Origin of the sequence: Gardnerella sp. DNF01195 (assembly GCF_049244175.1) — a bacterium.
GTDB lineage: Bacteria > Actinomycetota > Actinomycetes > Actinomycetales > Bifidobacteriaceae > Bifidobacterium > Bifidobacterium leopoldii.
Window position 1 is genome coordinate 565,423 of sequence record NZ_CP058383.1, and the last position, 15,179, is coordinate 580,601.

Genomic DNA, 15,179 nt, shown 5'->3' on the forward strand with positions numbered 1-15,179 from the left:
CCGAATGGCGATTAGCCATGAGGACAGCGCTCCGCTCTTATACCTTATTTGGACTTAGCGGTTGTGTAGTTAAGTTTAGTTTTTTACTTACTTTTTCTGCAAAAATAGTATTCGTCAATAAGATTATTACTATCGTTCCGCTTTTATATTGCTCGACAAGCAATTCCTATCTCCCACTCGTAAATTCACCCACCGTTGTTTTTGGTGTGGTAGTAGGAGTGCCTGGTGTAGTGTGTGCAGCAGCAATGGCGCTAGTGTTCTTTAAGCAATAAATACTCAACGTCTGCAGAGCAATACTGTTAAAGTTCACTAAGCAACAAATAATCGCTGTTAGCAAAGCATTACTGCAAAGCTTCATAAGCAACGTTTGCAAAGCATTACTGCAAAGCTTCAGACGCAACGTTAGCAGAGTACTGGTGCAAAGCTGCGTTGTTCATAGGGATTGTTGAAGATGTGCGGTATAATTGCACCCGGCAATGTGTTGATGTTTGAGGCTGATTTTGCGTTTTGTTGAACGAAGTAAGCCGGCACGGTAAGCCAGTATGTAAGTCAAATATGGTAAGCCAATATGGTTTGGAAAGGATACCAATGAAGACACTGAAAGATTTGGGAGATTTGAGTGGTAAGCGCGTATTGGTTCGCGCTGATTTTAACGTTCCTCTCAAGGGTACGACGATTACTGATGATGGTCGTATTCGTGCTGCTTTACCAACCATTAAGGCTTTGCGTGAGCAGGGTGCTAAGGTGATTTTGATGGCTCACCTTGGTCGTCCAAAGGGTCAGGTTGTTCCAGAGCTTTCCTTGGCTCCAGTTGCGCAGCGTTTAGGTGAATTGCTCGGCACAAATGTTGTTTTGGCTGCAGACACTTACGGCGAAGATGCTCAAGCTAAGGTAGCTGCCATGAATAATGGCGACGTTGTTTTGCTCGAAAACGTGCGTTTCAACGCTGAAGAAACCAGCAAGGATGCTTCCGAGCGCGCAGCCTACGCTAAGAAGATTGCTTCTCTTGGCGAAGTATTTGTTTCCGACGGCTTTGGTGTTGTGCACCGCGCTCAGGGTTCAAATTACGATGTTGCTGCCGATCTTCCATCAGCTGCAGGCTTGCTTGTTGAGAAGGAAGTTAAGGCACTTTCTCGCGCAACTGAAAACCCAGAGCGTCCTTTGACTGTTGTTCTCGGCGGTTCCAAGGTTTCCGACAAGCTCGGCGTTATTGAGAACTTGCTTTCTAAGGCTGATCGTCTTGTTATTGGCGGCGGTATGGTGTTCACATTCCTCAAGGCTTTGGGCCACGAAGTTGGTACTTCTTTGCTTGAAGAGGATCAACTCGAGAAGGTTAAGGGTTACATTGAAACCGCTAAGAAGAACGGCGTTGAGCTTGTACTTCCAACCGATATTGTTGTGAATGCCGGCTTCCCAGCAGGGGATACTCCAGTTGCTCCAGAAGTAGTTCCAGCAGACGCTATTCCTGCAGACAAGATGGGCTTGGATATTGGTCCTGACTCTCAGAAGCTTTTCCACGACAAGATTGTTGACTCCAAGACTGTTGTTTGGAACGGTCCTATGGGTGTGTTCGAGGTTCCAGAGTTTGCAGCCGGTACTCGCGCTGTAGCCCAGGGCTTGGTCGATGCAACTAAGAACGGCACTTTCACCATCGTCGGTGGTGGCGATTCTGCTTCTGCAGTGCGCAACCTTGGATTCCCTGAAGATGGCTTCTCGCACATTTCTACTGGCGGCGGCGCTTCTCTCGAGTTCTTGGAAGGCAAGACTCTTCCAGGTTTGAGCGTGCTTGAGTAAGTAATATTGCTTGAGTAAGTAATATTTACGCGAGCAAGTATAAACTAAATATTTCCGCTTATGCCGACTTTCGATTTTATGAATCCGCTTTGTAAATCGAGGTCGGCATAACACTAATTTGCGCAATACTATTAATCTCAATCGTAAACTTTTTAAGGGTGATTATGGTTTCCAAAAGAAAGCCGTTAGTCGCTGGTAATTGGAAAATGAATTTCAATCACCGCGAAGCTACGCATTTTATACAAAAATTTGCGTGGCTACTGCGTGACGCGCATTACGACTATCACGATTGTGAAATTGCACTTATGCCTTCTTTTACTTCAATAAGAAGCGTGCAAGTTCTTGTTGAGTCTGACCATTTGCCAATATTGTACGGAGCTCAAGCTGTTTCTGTTACTGCTCAAGGAGCTTTTACTGGTGATGTTTCTGCAGATATGCTTGCAAGTCTTGGATGCTCAATGGTTATTGTTGGTCATTCTGAAAGACGCAAGTATCATCCTGAAGATGATGCAAATATAGTTGATCAAGTTCGAGCTGTGCTTGCCGCAGGAATGCAGCCAATTCTTTGCATTGGTGAAAGTCTTAAAGAACGTCAACAGGGTGTTGCGCTCGATTTTGCTGTAGGGCAAGTGCATGATGTAACGCGCGATTTGGATGCGAAGCAAGCTAAGCGTTTAATTATTGCGTACGAACCAGTTTGGGCAATTGGTACGGGTATGGTTGCCACGGCTAATTCAGCTCAGGAAGCTGCATTGGCTATTCGTGAAGACTTGCGTGTTACGTTCGGTGACGATGTTGCAGATACTGTCCGTATTCTTTACGGCGGATCTGTAACGTCTTCTAATGCTTCAAGTCTTATCGCGGAGCCAGATGTCGATGGATTCTTAATTGGTGGCGCTTCTCTTGATGCGCAAGAACTTGCTAATATTGTGCAACTAACGGCTGCACAAACACGTTTAGAAACTAAATAAGCTTAAGTGGTCAAAGGTTATTATTAGACTTAACCAGGTACTGTAAAACAGGAGGTTGGTTGTGTCCACTGTGAAGATTATTTTGCAGGTGTTGCTTGTGCTCACTAGCATTTTGCTCACATTGTTAATTTTGATGCACAAGGGCAAGGGCGGCGGCCTTTCCGACATGTTCGGCGGCGGTTTAACGAAGAACGCTGGTAGCTCTGGTGTTGCAGAAAAGAACTTAAATCGTTGGACGGTTATTATTGCATTAATTTGGGTTGCTGTGATTGTGGCTTTAAACTTAATGACTAAGTTCTCGCTTATCTGAGTATTCTTTTTGAAAAGCGCATGGTCGTCGGATTGTGCGCTTTTTGTTTATATGCTTTGTTTGCAGGCTTTGCCTGAAGCTTGCTTCACTGTTTATTTGCCCGTTGTATTCGCCCATTTTGTTTATATAAGTGTTTTCTATGATGCGTTTTTCTCCTTCTTTAGTAATTGCGGATCTTGATGGCACCATGCTTCACGATGCCGATACTTTTGAAGGGCGCTTTTTAAGCAACGAAACTGTGAAAGCAGCTAAGTGTTTGCGCGAAAACGGAATTCCTCTTGCGATTATTACGGCTCGTCCTGTCGGAAGTGCTTTTGATTTTATTCACGATTTAAATGCTCAAGTTTGTGCGTATCTCAATGGTGCGCTCATCGATTTTGATTGCGCTAATAGCACGATTTCGGAGCTTACTTCTCAGCGCGAAATAAGCACGTTATTACGTTTTGGTTTTGATTCTAAGCATGCTTGCGATGTGTGTTTGCGTTTGCTTGATAAAATCCCTACATTACGTCTTGGCGTTGTGATGAATGATGTTCGTTACACTAATTTTGACGTTCGTATGCTTTGGAGCAAACAGGATTTTGTTATTACCGACTTTTCAAATGTGCCGCGCGGAACTGCAGACAAAATAATTATTGTTCCGCGAGATAGCGAGAAAGAGCAGCTTCAGCGCATTCTTCCGGACGATTTTTCGCTGCATATTAGCGAAGACGTTTTGTGGATGCTCACGAATCCTCTTGCAAATAAGGGGCATGCGCTGAACGTTGTTTGCAATCGTTTGGGCGTGAAGCCTAGCCGCACAGTTGTTTTTGGCGACGATGTTATTGACATCGACATGTTCCGTGCCGGTGGTTATGGGGTAGCGGTGGCGAATAGTAATCCGCGTTTGCTTGCGATTGCGGATGAGATTTGCGCTTCCAACAATGACGACGGCGTTGCTAACTGGTTTCAAAACGAATTGCTCTAGCGGGTTTATTGCAATCATCATAATTGGACGCGTAATCGGACGCAAATAGCGATAAATCGGACGCGTTCTACAAAATACGGACGCGTTTGCAAAATTTACGGACGTTTTCTTGTTTTTTGGACGCAAAACAAGTAGAATCGGACGAAAAGGATGTAAAATCGGACGCAAAAATATTTTTAAGCTTTAAAATGTCCGATTTTAAATGCAAATATAAATACAAACTTAACTAAAAAACGATATTGCAACAAACCTAACTTACGAAGCGAGACTGCAATGTTCAATATAAATTCACTATCTTCACTAAGAGAGAGTAATCAATTAGAAGCGAAAGCGGCTTCAAACGGTACGCCGAGAAGTATGTGGGAAACGTATTGTGCTTTTGCTAATACGAATGGTGGAACTATCTTGCTGGGTGTAGGCGAAGATGCGCAGCATAATTTACAGCTTGTTGGCGTAAATAACCCTGAACATATGGTAAAAGATATTTGGGATACGCTAAATAATAAGAATAAAATTAGTTCGAATATTCTTATTGAAGAAAATATTTCTATTGAACAGATGGATGATAACAAATCTATTATCCGCATAACTGTTCCAAGAGCAAATCGTTCTGATAAGCCGGTTTATATTAATAGAAATCCTATAGGCGGTACGTATCGTCGTAATTTTGAAGGCGACTACAAATGTTCGCAAGAAGAGTATCAAGCGATGGTCAGAGACAATGGTTCGAGCGTAAATTCTATGGATCAATCTCCACTGTTGCAACACAGTGTTGACGATTTTGATATGGAGACTGTGCGCTCTTACCGCAATATGCTAAGTGCAGTGCGTCCTCAACATCCTTGGCTTACGCTTGATACAGATGAATTTCTTATGAGAATCGGAGCGTTAGCAAAAGACGAGTCGAATAAATTGCATCCTACTCGATCGGGTCTTTTAATGTTTGGTCAGGAGTGGTGCATTATTACGGAATTTCCGTACTATTTTCTCGACTACAGAGAAATTACCAATGCTGATAGTAGGTGGAGTCATAGGATTGTCAGCTCGGATGGTTCGTGGAGTGGAAATCTTTATGATTTTTGGAGTATTGTATGGCAGCGTCTTTCTCGTAAAATTGATGTACCATTTTTGCTTAATTCGCAGTCATTACGAGTTGATGATACTCCGTTGCATATGGCAGTTAGAGAAGCCCTTGCAAACACGTTGATTCATGCTGATTATTATATGCGAGGTAACACTGTTATTACATATGATGATGCTGTGAGTACTGATGTTGATGGTTCTTCACAATCTTCTATAGAAACAAATAGCGCAAATGATGGTTTTAAGCTTTCTTTTGCAAACCCGGGTTGCTTACGTATGCCTGTAGAAGTGGCTTTAGCTGGAGGTTTTTCTGATTCTCGGAATCCAGCACTGCTTAAAATGTTCGCGCTGATTTCTGTTGTTGAACGTGCTGGAAGCGGATTTGATGCTATGAGAGCTGGTTGTGATTGGGCTGGAATACGCTATCCAATGTTAAGTGAGTCCTTTAATCCAGACCGTACTACTCTTGAATTTTTTGTAAGCGATAAGAATAACTTTGTATCTGGTTCTTCAAAAAACAAAACTGAACTTAATGCTAATTCATTGAATTTAGTGAACGGTACTTATAATTCAGAACTTACTACAAATTCACTTTCGCAAGATTCTAATAACTCGCATAAACGTATGAGCGTTGACGATTGCTATAAAAAGATTATTGAAGCAGTACATAATCATGGAACAATAAAGCGTGAGCAAGTGCAAAATATTCTTAACGTGGGTAGTACCAAGGCTAAGCAATTGTTATCTGATTTAGTTAGTAGAGGAGATATTTCAGTTTGTGGAAAAGGTCGAGCTACTACCTACGTTTTTAACCGCAGTTAAACAAAAACCGCACATGTGTGAATTAATCGCTTATGCACGAAACTCGCGTGCGCCATCGTAACGTTTTAACCAAATCTCGCTGGCAAACTCTTTCTGGCAAGTAATCGCCGTTACTTTCTCAGTTGGTTAGTCTGCTTGAGCGCTCCAATTGTGGGGAGTTTTCCTCGTGTTTGGAGTGCTGCACAAACAAAAAAACCGCACATGTGTGAATTAATCCACGAACATGTGCGGTTTATGTTTATTTATTACTGATTAATCAAATCAGGCGTTTACACGATCGATGCCGGACTGCACGTCAGCAATCACGGAATCCCAAGACTTGATGAAGGCGGCAACACCGTCGGCCTCAAGCTTGTCGGTAACGTCCTTGATGTTGATGCCAAGCTCAGCAAGCTTGTTCATAACAGCGTGGCTCTCTTCGTAAGTACCCTTGACGGAAGGAGCGCCGTTGCCGTGATCAGCAAGAGCGTTCAAAGTCTTTTCTGGCATGGTGTTAACAACATGCTCAGCAACCAACTCGTCAACATACTTGCAATCGGAGTAAGCTGCGTTCTTTGTGCCAGTAGAAGCCCAAAGTGGACGCTGCTTCTTAGCACCCTTGGCCTCAAGCTCAGCCCAACGTGGGTCAGCTGCGAACTTCTTCTCGAAGAGTTCGTAAGCCAAGCGAGCGTTAGCAACAGCAGCCTTGCCTTCAAGAGCCTTAGCTTCAGCAGAGCCGTTAGCTTCGAGGAGCTTGTCAACAGCGGTATCAACGCGGGAGACGAAGAAGGAAGCTACGGAACCAATGTGCTTCAAGTCGTGGCCGTTAGCGGCAGCCTGAGCGATACCTTCGATGAAGGCATCGATAACCTGCTCGTAGCGCTCGAGGGAGAAGATCAAGGTTACATTCACAGAAATACCCTTAGCAAGGGTAGCGGTGATAGCTGGAAGACCTTCCAAAGTTGCTGGAATCTTGATCATAACGTTTGGACGATCAACCTTTGCCCAAAGCTCTTCAGCCTGCTTCTCAGTGTTAGCAGTATCGTGAGCCAAGCGTGGATCAACTTCGATGGAGACGCGACCGTCAACGAAGTCGGTCTTTTCAGCGATCTCGCGGAAGATATCGGTTGCGTTACGAACGTCGGTGGTGGTCAACTCGCGGATAGCGGTTTCAACGTCGACCTTGCCGAGTTCCTTAAGCTGTGCATCGTATGGGCCAACCTGGCTCAAAGCCTTCTGGAAGATGGATGGGTTGGTAGTAACGCCAACAACATTCTTATTAGCAATCAAATCCTGCAAAGAGCCGGACTCAATGCGGGTACGGGACAAATCGTCCAACCAAATAGAAACGCCGGAATCGCTGGTGCGCTGCGTTGCTTCAGTCATGTTATCTCCTTAACACTGTGCTCCACCAATTGGGGCACGTCGGTAGTTTGGCGTTTTTACAAGAAACAGCGGTTGATGTCGAACCAACGGTAGCTCGGCATCAACACGCCGTCGCTGTTTCTTGCGAAGTGTTTCGTCAGCACTTCTAGTTTTGTGACATATCAATTTTATTTTGATACATCAAGCTTTATTTCGCTTATTTACTTAAGCGCGAGCTTCTTCGATAGAAGCCTTAGCAGCTTCTACTACGTGCTCAGCAGTAATGCCCAAGTCGATCATGTTCTGACCGCCGTCACCCTGCAAGCCGTACTGTTCGATAGAAACAGCCTTGCCGCAATCGCCAAGATACTTGTACCAAGGCAATGCCAAGCCAGCTTCGATAGAAACGCGAGCCTTGACGGACTTTGGCAAGATTTCTTCCTTGTACTCTTCGTCCTGCTCTTCGAACCATTCGAGAGATGGCATGGAAAGAACGCGAGCCTTAATGCCTTCAGCTGCCAAAGTCTTGGCGCCAGCAACAGCCCACTGAACTTCGGAACCGGTTGCCATGATGATTACGTCTGGAGTGCCTTCGCAATCAACCAAAACGTAAGCGCCGTGCTTGACGCCTTCGCGAGCCTTTTCAGCAGTCTCAGCGAGGGTTGGAACGCCCTGGCGGGTCAAAATCATGGCAGTTGGGTAGCTGTTCTTCTTCTCGAAGAAGTAACGGTAAGCTTCAGCAGTTTCGTACTCATCTGCAGGGCGTACAACCTCAAGCTGAGGAATAGCGCGGAAAGCAGTCAAGTGTTCGATTGGCTGGTGAGTTGGACCATCTTCGCCCAAAGCTACGGAATCGTGGGTCCAAACGTAGAGGTTTGGAATCTCCATCAAAGCAGCCAAGCGAACTGCTGGGCGCTCGTAGTCAGAGAACTGGAAGAAGGTGCCATTGAATGGGCGAGTGTCAGAACCAAGCAAAATACCGTTGGTAATAGCACCCATTGCGAACTCACGCACACCGAAGTGAAGCTGACGGCCATGCTCGGAAACGTTTGGCCAAGTGCGAGTTGCATCCTCGGATGGACCGAAGGAGTCAGCACCCTTAATGTTGGTGTTGTTGGAGCCGCCCAAATCAGCGGAACCACCCCAAAGTTCTGGCATAACGGCAGCAATTGCGTTAAGAACTGCGCCGGAAGCCTTACGGGTAGCGACCTTAGAACCAACTTCGAAGCCAGCAACCAAGTCGTCAATAGCCTTGTCGAAGCCTTCAGGAAGCTTGCCAGCCTTAATGCGCTCGTAGAGAGCAGCCTTATCTGGGTTGGCGGCAGCCCACTTTGCAAGAGCTTCGTCCCAAGCCTTGTGAGCAGCCAAGCCGCGCTCTGCAACCTTGCGAGCGTGAGCCAAAGCTTCTTCGTCGATTGGGAATTGAACTTCTGGGTCGAAACCGCAAAGTTCCTTCAAGCCCTTCACAGCTTCTTCGCCAAGCTTAGAGCCGTGGGAAGCTTCGTTGTTGGTCTTGCCTGGGGTTGGCCAAGCAATCAAAGTATTAACCTTAATGAAGTGAGGCTTATCGGTAACTTCCTGAGCCTTTTCAATAGCTGCAGCCAAAGCCTGAACGTCTTCCTTGTAGGAGCCGTCTGGCTGGATGAAGCTAACTTCATCGGTGTACCAACCGTAGGCGCGGTAACGAGCAAGAATATCCTCAGAGAAGGTGAGCTTAGTGTCGCCTTCAATCTGAATATGGTTTGCATCGAAGATTACAGTCAAATTGCCAAGCTTCTGGTTTCCAGCCAAGGAAGCAGCTTCAGAAGAAACGCCTTCCTCAACGTCGCCTTCGCCGCAGATAACCCAAACCTTGTGATCGAATGGGGAAGTGCCGGCTGGAGCTTCTGGATCAAGAAGACCGCGCTCAAAGCGCTGACCATAGGCAAAACCAACAGCAGAGGCAAGACCCTGACCGAGTGGGCCAGTAGTCATTTCGATGCCTGGAGTCAAGCCGTATTCTGGGTGGCCTGGAGTACGCGTGTCTGCACCGCCACGGAAATACTTGAGATCGTCAAGAGTCAAGCCGTATCCAGAGAAGAACAACTGCACGTATTGCGTAAGCGAAGCGTGACCGCCAGAAAGAATAAAACGATCACGGCCAGCCCACTTTGGGTCAGCTGGATCGTGCTTAATGAAATGCTGGTACAATGTGTACGCAATCGGTGCTAATGAAACAGGGGAGCCAGGATGTCCGTGTCCTGCTCGCTCAACAGCATCAGCCGAGAGAACCTTCGCCATCTTTACGGCGCGCTCGTCTAATGCAGACCAGTTGAAATCGGTCATGTGATCTACTTTCCTTCCAATAATCCGGGTTTTTAAGCACAGCTTACGCTGGCTTTTTACCCTCTCATTGCCCTTCAATCCTATCTTTCGCGCGCGACGAATATGTTACAAAGTGTGTCAAAAGTTTGCTTTTATGTTCTGTTGCGTGCTAAGAAATAGACTACTATAGGAATATAGTATTTAGACGTGTTTGTAAGGAGTGGTAATGCAGTCACGACGCATGATGATTTTGCGCGCAGTTGTTGAGGATTATATTCGTTCTCAAGAGCCTGTTGGTTCTGCGGCTCTTGCAAAGCATCATCAGCTTGGTGTGAGTTCAGCTACTATTCGTAACGATATGTCGGCTTTGGAAGAGGAGGGATACCTTGTTCAACCGCACACTTCTGCAGGTCGTATTCCTACTGAAAAAGGCTATCGCTACTTTGTTGACGGTTTGGCTTCTGTTATTCCGCTTTCTGAACCGCAGCGTCGCGCTATACGTAACTTTTTGAGCGGATCTGTCAGTTTACAAGATACTTTGCAACGTTCCGCACGTCTTCTTGCAAGTATTACGGGTCAAGTCGCTCTCGTAGCATCTCCAGCATTGTCTAAGTCAAAAGTAAAAAGAATTGAGATTGTTCAAGTATCGTCTTCTACGCTTTTGGTTGTTGTGATTACAGATGCTGGAGGCGTAGCTCAGCACATGATTCAAGCAACTAATATAAATTCAGATGACTTATTGCATCTAACTAATATGGTTAATGAGTGCTGCATTGGGCTATCCCTTTCATCTGCTTCACAACGCGTTTATGCGCTCGCAAATCACAAAGATTTAGCATCAGCTTTGCAAATTATTAGTCAACTTGCTAACGCTTTAGAAGATATGCATGACGGTGAGCATGCTCACGACTTATACATGGCTGGAGCTTCTCAACTTGCGCATAGACAAAGTATTGTTGATTTTGCTTCACTTTTTGACGCACTCGAAGAACAGGCTGTTATTATGCGACTTATGACTTCTTTAAGTGAGGAAGCAAGCGATTGTGCAAGTGGTGTTAGTGTTGCAATCGGCTCGGAAACGCATACTCCTGGTTTGCTTAACGCTTCTGTTGTAACAAGCGCTTACGGCTACAATGCTGATTCTGACTCTGCTTTTATTGGATCAATTGGTCCTACGCATATGGATTATGCTGCAACGATGACTGCTGTTAAGGCTGTTGCGCGCTACCTTAATTCGTTTATATCCGAAAATTCATAAAAACATGGCTGGTTTATGGCTGGTTATTCGGCTTATGTCTGGCTGTGCCTTATGCAAAAATGATTTTAGAAAAAGGTAAAAGGGGAATTAATTGACTGATTACTACAAAGTTCTAGGCGTTGATCACAATGCTAGCGACGACGAAATTCGCAAAGCCTACCGCAAGATGAGCCGCAAATATCATCCTGATATTGCAGGCGCTGAGTTTGAAGAAAAGTTTAAGGAAGTAAATGCTGCCTATGACGTGCTTTCTAATCCTGAAAAGCGTCGAATGGTAGACATGGGTGTTGATCCTAACGATCCTTCTGCAGGAAGTGCCGGAGCTTCAGGCGCTGGTTTTGCAGACATGGGAATGGGCGACATTTTCAGCCAATTCTTTGGTGGCTCTTTCGGCAATTCGCAAGGACCAATTTCGCGTGTGCAGCCTGGTGACGATGCGTTAGCTGAGGCTCGTATTGATTTGAAAACCGCTATTTTTGGCGGAAACGTTAGCGTACGGTTAACTACTTTTGGTGTTTGTAAGGATTGCTCTGGTTCCGGTTCTGCCGACAATTCCGCTCCAGAACAGTGCTCAGCATGTCACGGTTCCGGCTTCTGTCAAAAAGTTGTGCGCACTATGCTCGGTCAAATGATGTCTTCGATGCCTTGTGAGCATTGCGAAGGTCATGGCACGATTATTAAGAATCTTTGCCAAAACTGCCACGGTCATGGTCGCGTGCGTTCAATTCGTGAAGTTGGCGTGAACGTACCGGCTGGAATTCGTGATGGCAGTCGTTTGCGCTTAGCTTCTCAAGGAAGCGTTGGTGAGTGTGGCGGTCCTGCTGGCGATTTGTACGTTGATATTCATATTCGTGCAGATAAGCAATTTACTCGCAACGAGGATGATTTGCATTGCTGGATTACAGTTCCTATGAGCTGGGCTGTTCTTGGTCGCAGTCTTGAAATCGACACTTTTGATGGTACTCAAAAAATAACTATTCCTGCAGGCTGCCAAAACGAAGACACTATTACTTTGCCAAATCTTGGTGTAACGAAGCTTCGTTCTAAAGATCGCGGAAATATCGTGGTTCATGTGCTAGTGCAAACGCCTTCTAAGTTGAATGATGAAGAGCGTTCTTTGATTGAAAAATTTGCTAAGTTGCATGATAGTTCTGTGAAACAAGTGCAGCAACATTCGTTAAGTGAGCAGTCGAGTGAGCGTAAAGGTTTCTTTAGTAAATTAAAGGAAGCTTTTGCCGGCTGATTTTACGGATTTAATTTACTGCTTTAAACGGATTTAATTTACTGCTTTAATTTAAAATAGTGGGGAAATATGGCATTACCAATATTGTTTGCTGGAACTCCGGAAGTTGCGGTTCCATCTCTTCGCGAGTTAGCTAAAGATAGTGAGCATTTTGATGTTCGCGCTGTTCTTACGCGACCGGACGCTCCGACTGGTCGTGGCAGAAAGCTTGTGCCAAGCCCTGTGAAACAGGCTGCTCTTGAGCTCGGCTTGCCAGTGCTTGAGTCGGATCCTAAAGATGAAAATGTGTTTCTTGAACAGCTTGCGGCAACCGGTGCAAAAGCTGCAGCAGTTGTAGCATACGGTAAGATTTTGCGCCAGAATGTTTTAGACGCGTTGCCACTCGGTTGGTATAATCTTCATTTTTCGCTTCTTCCGCAATGGCGAGGTGCAGCTCCTGTGCAGCGCGCCATTTGGGCTGGAGATGACATTACAGGTGCTACTGTTTTTCGCATTACGCGCGGCATGGATTGCGGGCCTATTTTGGCGCAGTTTACTACAAAAATTGAGCCTCACGAAAATTCTGGCGATCTTCTTGCGCGACTTGCAAACGACGGCGCTCCGCTTCTTGCAGCATCTCTTCGTGGCATGGAAACTGGTGAAATTGTGCCGGTTGATCAAGATCAAACTCCTCAAGAAGTTGCGCAAAAAATCACTGTTGAAGATGCTCACATTGATTTTCATGCGCCAGCTTTTGCTGTTGATCGTCAAATTCGCGCTTGTACGCCGAATCCAGGTGCGTGGTGCGAACTTCACGCGGACGATGAGAATAACGCAGAGCCGATTACTTTGCATGTTTTGCGCGCAGTTCCTGCAGATGCTAACAATCCACATGGTGAGGAATTGATGAAGCTTGATCCTGGAAAATTACTTGCTGGTAAGAAGCAAGTTTGGGTCGGTACTTTAAGCGGCGCACTTGAGCTTTTGGAAGTAAAAGCGCAAGGTAAGAAAGCTATGAAAGCGGCAGACTGGGCGCGCGGAGCCAGGCTTTCGGCAGCAGCTTACTGCGCATAAAATTATGAGTATGAACTTTTCTTCGATGTTGCCAACTTTGTCTAAACCTGGGCTTTTGGTTATGGATGTTGATGCAACGCTTATTGAAGAAGAAGTTATCGATTTGCTCGGTGCAGAAGCTGGATGCGGAGATGAGCTTTCTGAGATTACAGCGCGAGCAATGCGTGGCGAAATTACTTTCGATACTTCCTTGCGTTCGCGCGTGTGTATGCTTCGCGATTTGAATCTTGACGAGTGCAAAAAGCGTATTATTTCTAAAATTCATGTAACTAAAGGCGCGAATGTTTTAATTGACACGCTTCATACACATGGTTGGAAAGTTGGCGCAGTTTCTGGCGGTTTTCACGAGATTTTGGACGAATTTTTGCCGAGTTTGAATATTGATTTTTGGGCGGCTCACCATTTAGAGTCTATTGATGGAAAGCTTACTGGCAACGTACTTGGAAATATTGTTAATGCTAATGCAAAAGTTGAAGCGCTTAGAACTTGGGCAACTAATCTTGGAATTGATCCCGAACAAACTGTGTCAGTGGGGGATGGAGCGAACGATATTTCAATGATTAAATTCGCTGGATTAGGCGTAGCTTTTTGCGCAAAACCAGCAGTTCAAGCGGCCACTTCTTACCGCATTCTTACTCGCGATTTAAGCGTTGTCTTGCGTTTTTTGAATGCGAATTAATAAGAGGATTTCTTGCATTTATAGAACGAAAAGTTGATGAATGTACATAAGCAATGTAAAATAATGAAGCAATGATTAAAGATTAATGATTAAATTTTTTTGTGAAAGTTCTGTATCTTTTAACCACAGAGCTTAAATGTGTTGGTGAATCTTTCTATTAAGTGAGTAAAATAAAGTTAATTTATAGGAGAGAGAGTGTGCATAAATGCGGGAATTTATGCATTTAGGGTAGGGAGTGTAAGTTGAATTTACGAGAAGTTGCGCTTGAAGTTGCGCGTATTTTGGAAGATGTTGGTAAACATGCGTATCAGGATCAATTAAGCCCTCAAGATATGACGTCGATTGCGTTGGGTGATCCTAATAAATCTGAATCTGGTTTTGGTGATAAGCTCGTGCGTTTTATTCAAAATCGTTTGACTTATGTGAATCCTTTCCAAGGTTTTTGGCAAACTAGGCCGGAGCAGTGCAATCCGGGAGACCGTTTTTGGTGTGTTGGAAACGTTGACGGCGCTATTAATTTTAATCGCGATATGGCTGAGTGGACTCTTACGGTTTCGCTTTTTGAGTTTAACGATGAAGGCTCCGCTCGTCCGGTTCTTGGCGTTGTGCACGCTCCTGCGTTGGGATTGACTTATTTGGCTGCAAAGGGTCAGGGTGCTATTCGTATTCGTAGGACTCCGCAAGGAGAGAAGCGCGAGAAGATTACGCCTTCCACAACTTCTACTTTGCAAGGATCTGTGGTTTGTTACGGAATGTCTTATATACCTGGTGAATCTAAGCGCGCACTTGGCGTAGTTGCTTCTGTTGAAGAAGGATGCCCTGCGGATATTAAGCGTATTGGGCCTGCGTCGCTCGACTTGTGCAAGGTGGCAGATGGCACTTATGACGCTTATTTTGAGCCTCACTTGCATTATTGGGATATTCCAGCTGTTTCTGCTGGTGCTGTGGTTGTGGAAGAGGCGCAGTGCCAGATGTGCCAGTGGGATGGAAGCCCTATTCATTGGCGCAAGGAAAATGATGTGGTTGCTTCTAATGGCTTGCTTATTAAAGAGTTAAAGCCGTATCTTAAGTAACTAATAATCTCGTGTGTGTCGTAATTTTTAATAAATATTATGACGTCGTAATATGCAATTCATGTGGGATTCATGCGGTAGTGAAATACAAATTACGAAATTATAGCATAAAACTACTTGCAATGTATGAACATGTGAGTATCATACAACCTGTATGAGTGTCAGTTTGCACATTTTTATGCATATTGAAACGTATTAAGAGAGTATGAAGCGTTGTGTAAATAGCAAATTGGTATGAAACAAAGAAGCGAATGCTAATTTATTGGCTGCCGCATGAT

General features: G+C 45.0%; 12 protein-coding genes. 10 read left to right on the forward strand and 2 right to left on the reverse strand.

The window, feature by feature from the left end; genetic code table 11:
- Positions 1-588 precede the first annotated feature (588 nt).
- The 5 genes from HXT43_RS02020 (at position 589) to HXT43_RS02040 (ending at position 5,947) form a co-directional block, all read left to right on the forward strand.
- On the forward strand, positions 589-1,794 hold the full coding sequence (locus HXT43_RS02020) for a phosphoglycerate kinase (protein WP_004119063.1): 1,206 nt from the start codon (positions 589-591) through the stop codon (positions 1,792-1,794).
- 164 nt (positions 1,795-1,958) lie between these two features.
- A complete protein-coding gene (gene tpiA, locus HXT43_RS02025) occupies positions 1,959-2,765 on the forward strand; it encodes a triose-phosphate isomerase (RefSeq protein ID WP_032842481.1) in 807 nt (268 codons plus the stop codon).
- Between the two features lie 61 nt (positions 2,766-2,826).
- The gene (gene secG, locus HXT43_RS02030) at positions 2,827-3,075 is read left to right on the forward strand and encodes a preprotein translocase subunit SecG (protein ID WP_004119067.1); all 249 of its coding nucleotides are present in this window, start codon (positions 2,827-2,829) and stop codon (positions 3,073-3,075) included.
- Positions 3,076-3,214: 139 nt separating this feature from the next.
- The gene (locus HXT43_RS02035) at positions 3,215-4,042 is read left to right on the forward strand and encodes an HAD family hydrolase (protein WP_116971079.1); all 828 of its coding nucleotides are present in this window, start codon (positions 3,215-3,217) and stop codon (positions 4,040-4,042) included.
- 273 nt (positions 4,043-4,315) lie between these two features.
- On the forward strand, positions 4,316-5,947 hold the full coding sequence (locus tag HXT43_RS02040) for an RNA-binding domain-containing protein (RefSeq protein WP_174143330.1): 1,632 nt from the start codon (positions 4,316-4,318) through the stop codon (positions 5,945-5,947).
- A 261-nt stretch (positions 5,948-6,208) separates the two neighbouring features.
- On the opposite strand, the gene tal is transcribed toward HXT43_RS02040, so the two are convergent.
- On the reverse strand, positions 6,209-7,312 hold the full coding sequence (gene tal, locus HXT43_RS02045; RefSeq protein ID WP_032842482.1) for a transaldolase: 1,104 nt from the start codon (positions 7,310-7,312) through the stop codon (positions 6,209-6,211).
- Between the two features lie 204 nt (positions 7,313-7,516).
- A complete protein-coding gene (gene tkt, locus HXT43_RS02050; protein ID WP_004106357.1) occupies positions 7,517-9,616 on the reverse strand; it encodes a transketolase in 2,100 nt (699 codons plus the stop codon).
- 220 nt (positions 9,617-9,836) lie between these two features.
- Between tkt and hrcA the strand changes: the two genes are divergently transcribed.
- The 5 genes from hrcA (at position 9,837) to HXT43_RS02075 (ending at position 14,901) form a co-directional block, all read left to right on the forward strand.
- Positions 9,837-10,853: a heat-inducible transcriptional repressor HrcA gene (gene hrcA / locus HXT43_RS02055; RefSeq protein ID WP_004106356.1), complete on the forward strand. Its 1,017-nt coding sequence runs from the start codon at positions 9,837-9,839 to the stop codon at positions 10,851-10,853.
- A gap of 91 nt (positions 10,854-10,944) precedes the next feature.
- Complete coding sequence (gene dnaJ / locus HXT43_RS02060; RefSeq protein WP_004106355.1) at positions 10,945-12,096, forward strand: molecular chaperone DnaJ; 1,152 nt, start codon at positions 10,945-10,947, stop codon at positions 12,094-12,096.
- A gap of 69 nt (positions 12,097-12,165) precedes the next feature.
- Positions 12,166-13,149 carry a methionyl-tRNA formyltransferase gene (gene fmt, locus HXT43_RS02065; RefSeq protein WP_004106353.1) on the forward strand — a complete coding sequence of 328 codons (984 nt, stop codon included), beginning with the start codon at positions 12,166-12,168 and terminating at the stop codon, positions 13,147-13,149.
- Between the two features lie 25 nt (positions 13,150-13,174).
- Positions 13,175-13,828 (forward strand): phosphoserine phosphatase SerB, encoded by a 654-nt coding sequence (gene serB / locus HXT43_RS02070; RefSeq protein WP_004106352.1) that lies wholly within the window; start codon positions 13,175-13,177, stop codon positions 13,826-13,828.
- A gap of 242 nt (positions 13,829-14,070) precedes the next feature.
- Entirely contained in the window at positions 14,071-14,901 is an 831-nt protein-coding gene (locus HXT43_RS02075; protein WP_004106351.1) for an inositol monophosphatase family protein, read from the forward strand.
- Positions 14,902-15,179: the final 278 nt, after the last annotated feature.

Excerpts from the sequence above, each read along its gene's own strand:
- HXT43_RS02020 (WP_004119063.1), top strand. The coding sequence starts at position 589 with ATGAAGACACTGAAAGATTTGGGAGATTTGAGTGGTAAGCGCGTATTG.
- tpiA (WP_032842481.1), top strand. The coding sequence starts at position 1,959 with ATGGTTTCCAAAAGAAAGCCGTTAGTCGCTGGTAATTGGAAAATGAAT.
- HXT43_RS02035 (WP_116971079.1), top strand. The coding sequence starts at position 3,215 with ATGATGCGTTTTTCTCCTTCTTTAGTAATTGCGGATCTTGATGGCACC.
- HXT43_RS02040 (WP_174143330.1), top strand. The coding sequence starts at position 4,316 with ATGTTCAATATAAATTCACTATCTTCACTAAGAGAGAGTAATCAATTA.
- tal (WP_032842482.1), bottom strand. The coding sequence starts at position 7,312 with ATGACTGAAGCAACGCAGCGCACCAGCGATTCCGGCGTTTCTATTTGG.
- tkt (WP_004106357.1), bottom strand. The coding sequence starts at position 9,616 with ATGACCGATTTCAACTGGTCTGCATTAGACGAGCGCGCCGTAAAGATG.
- hrcA (WP_004106356.1), top strand. The coding sequence starts at position 9,837 with ATGATGATTTTGCGCGCAGTTGTTGAGGATTATATTCGTTCTCAAGAG.
- fmt (WP_004106353.1), top strand. The coding sequence starts at position 12,166 with ATGGCATTACCAATATTGTTTGCTGGAACTCCGGAAGTTGCGGTTCCA.
- serB (WP_004106352.1), top strand. The coding sequence starts at position 13,175 with ATGTTGCCAACTTTGTCTAAACCTGGGCTTTTGGTTATGGATGTTGAT.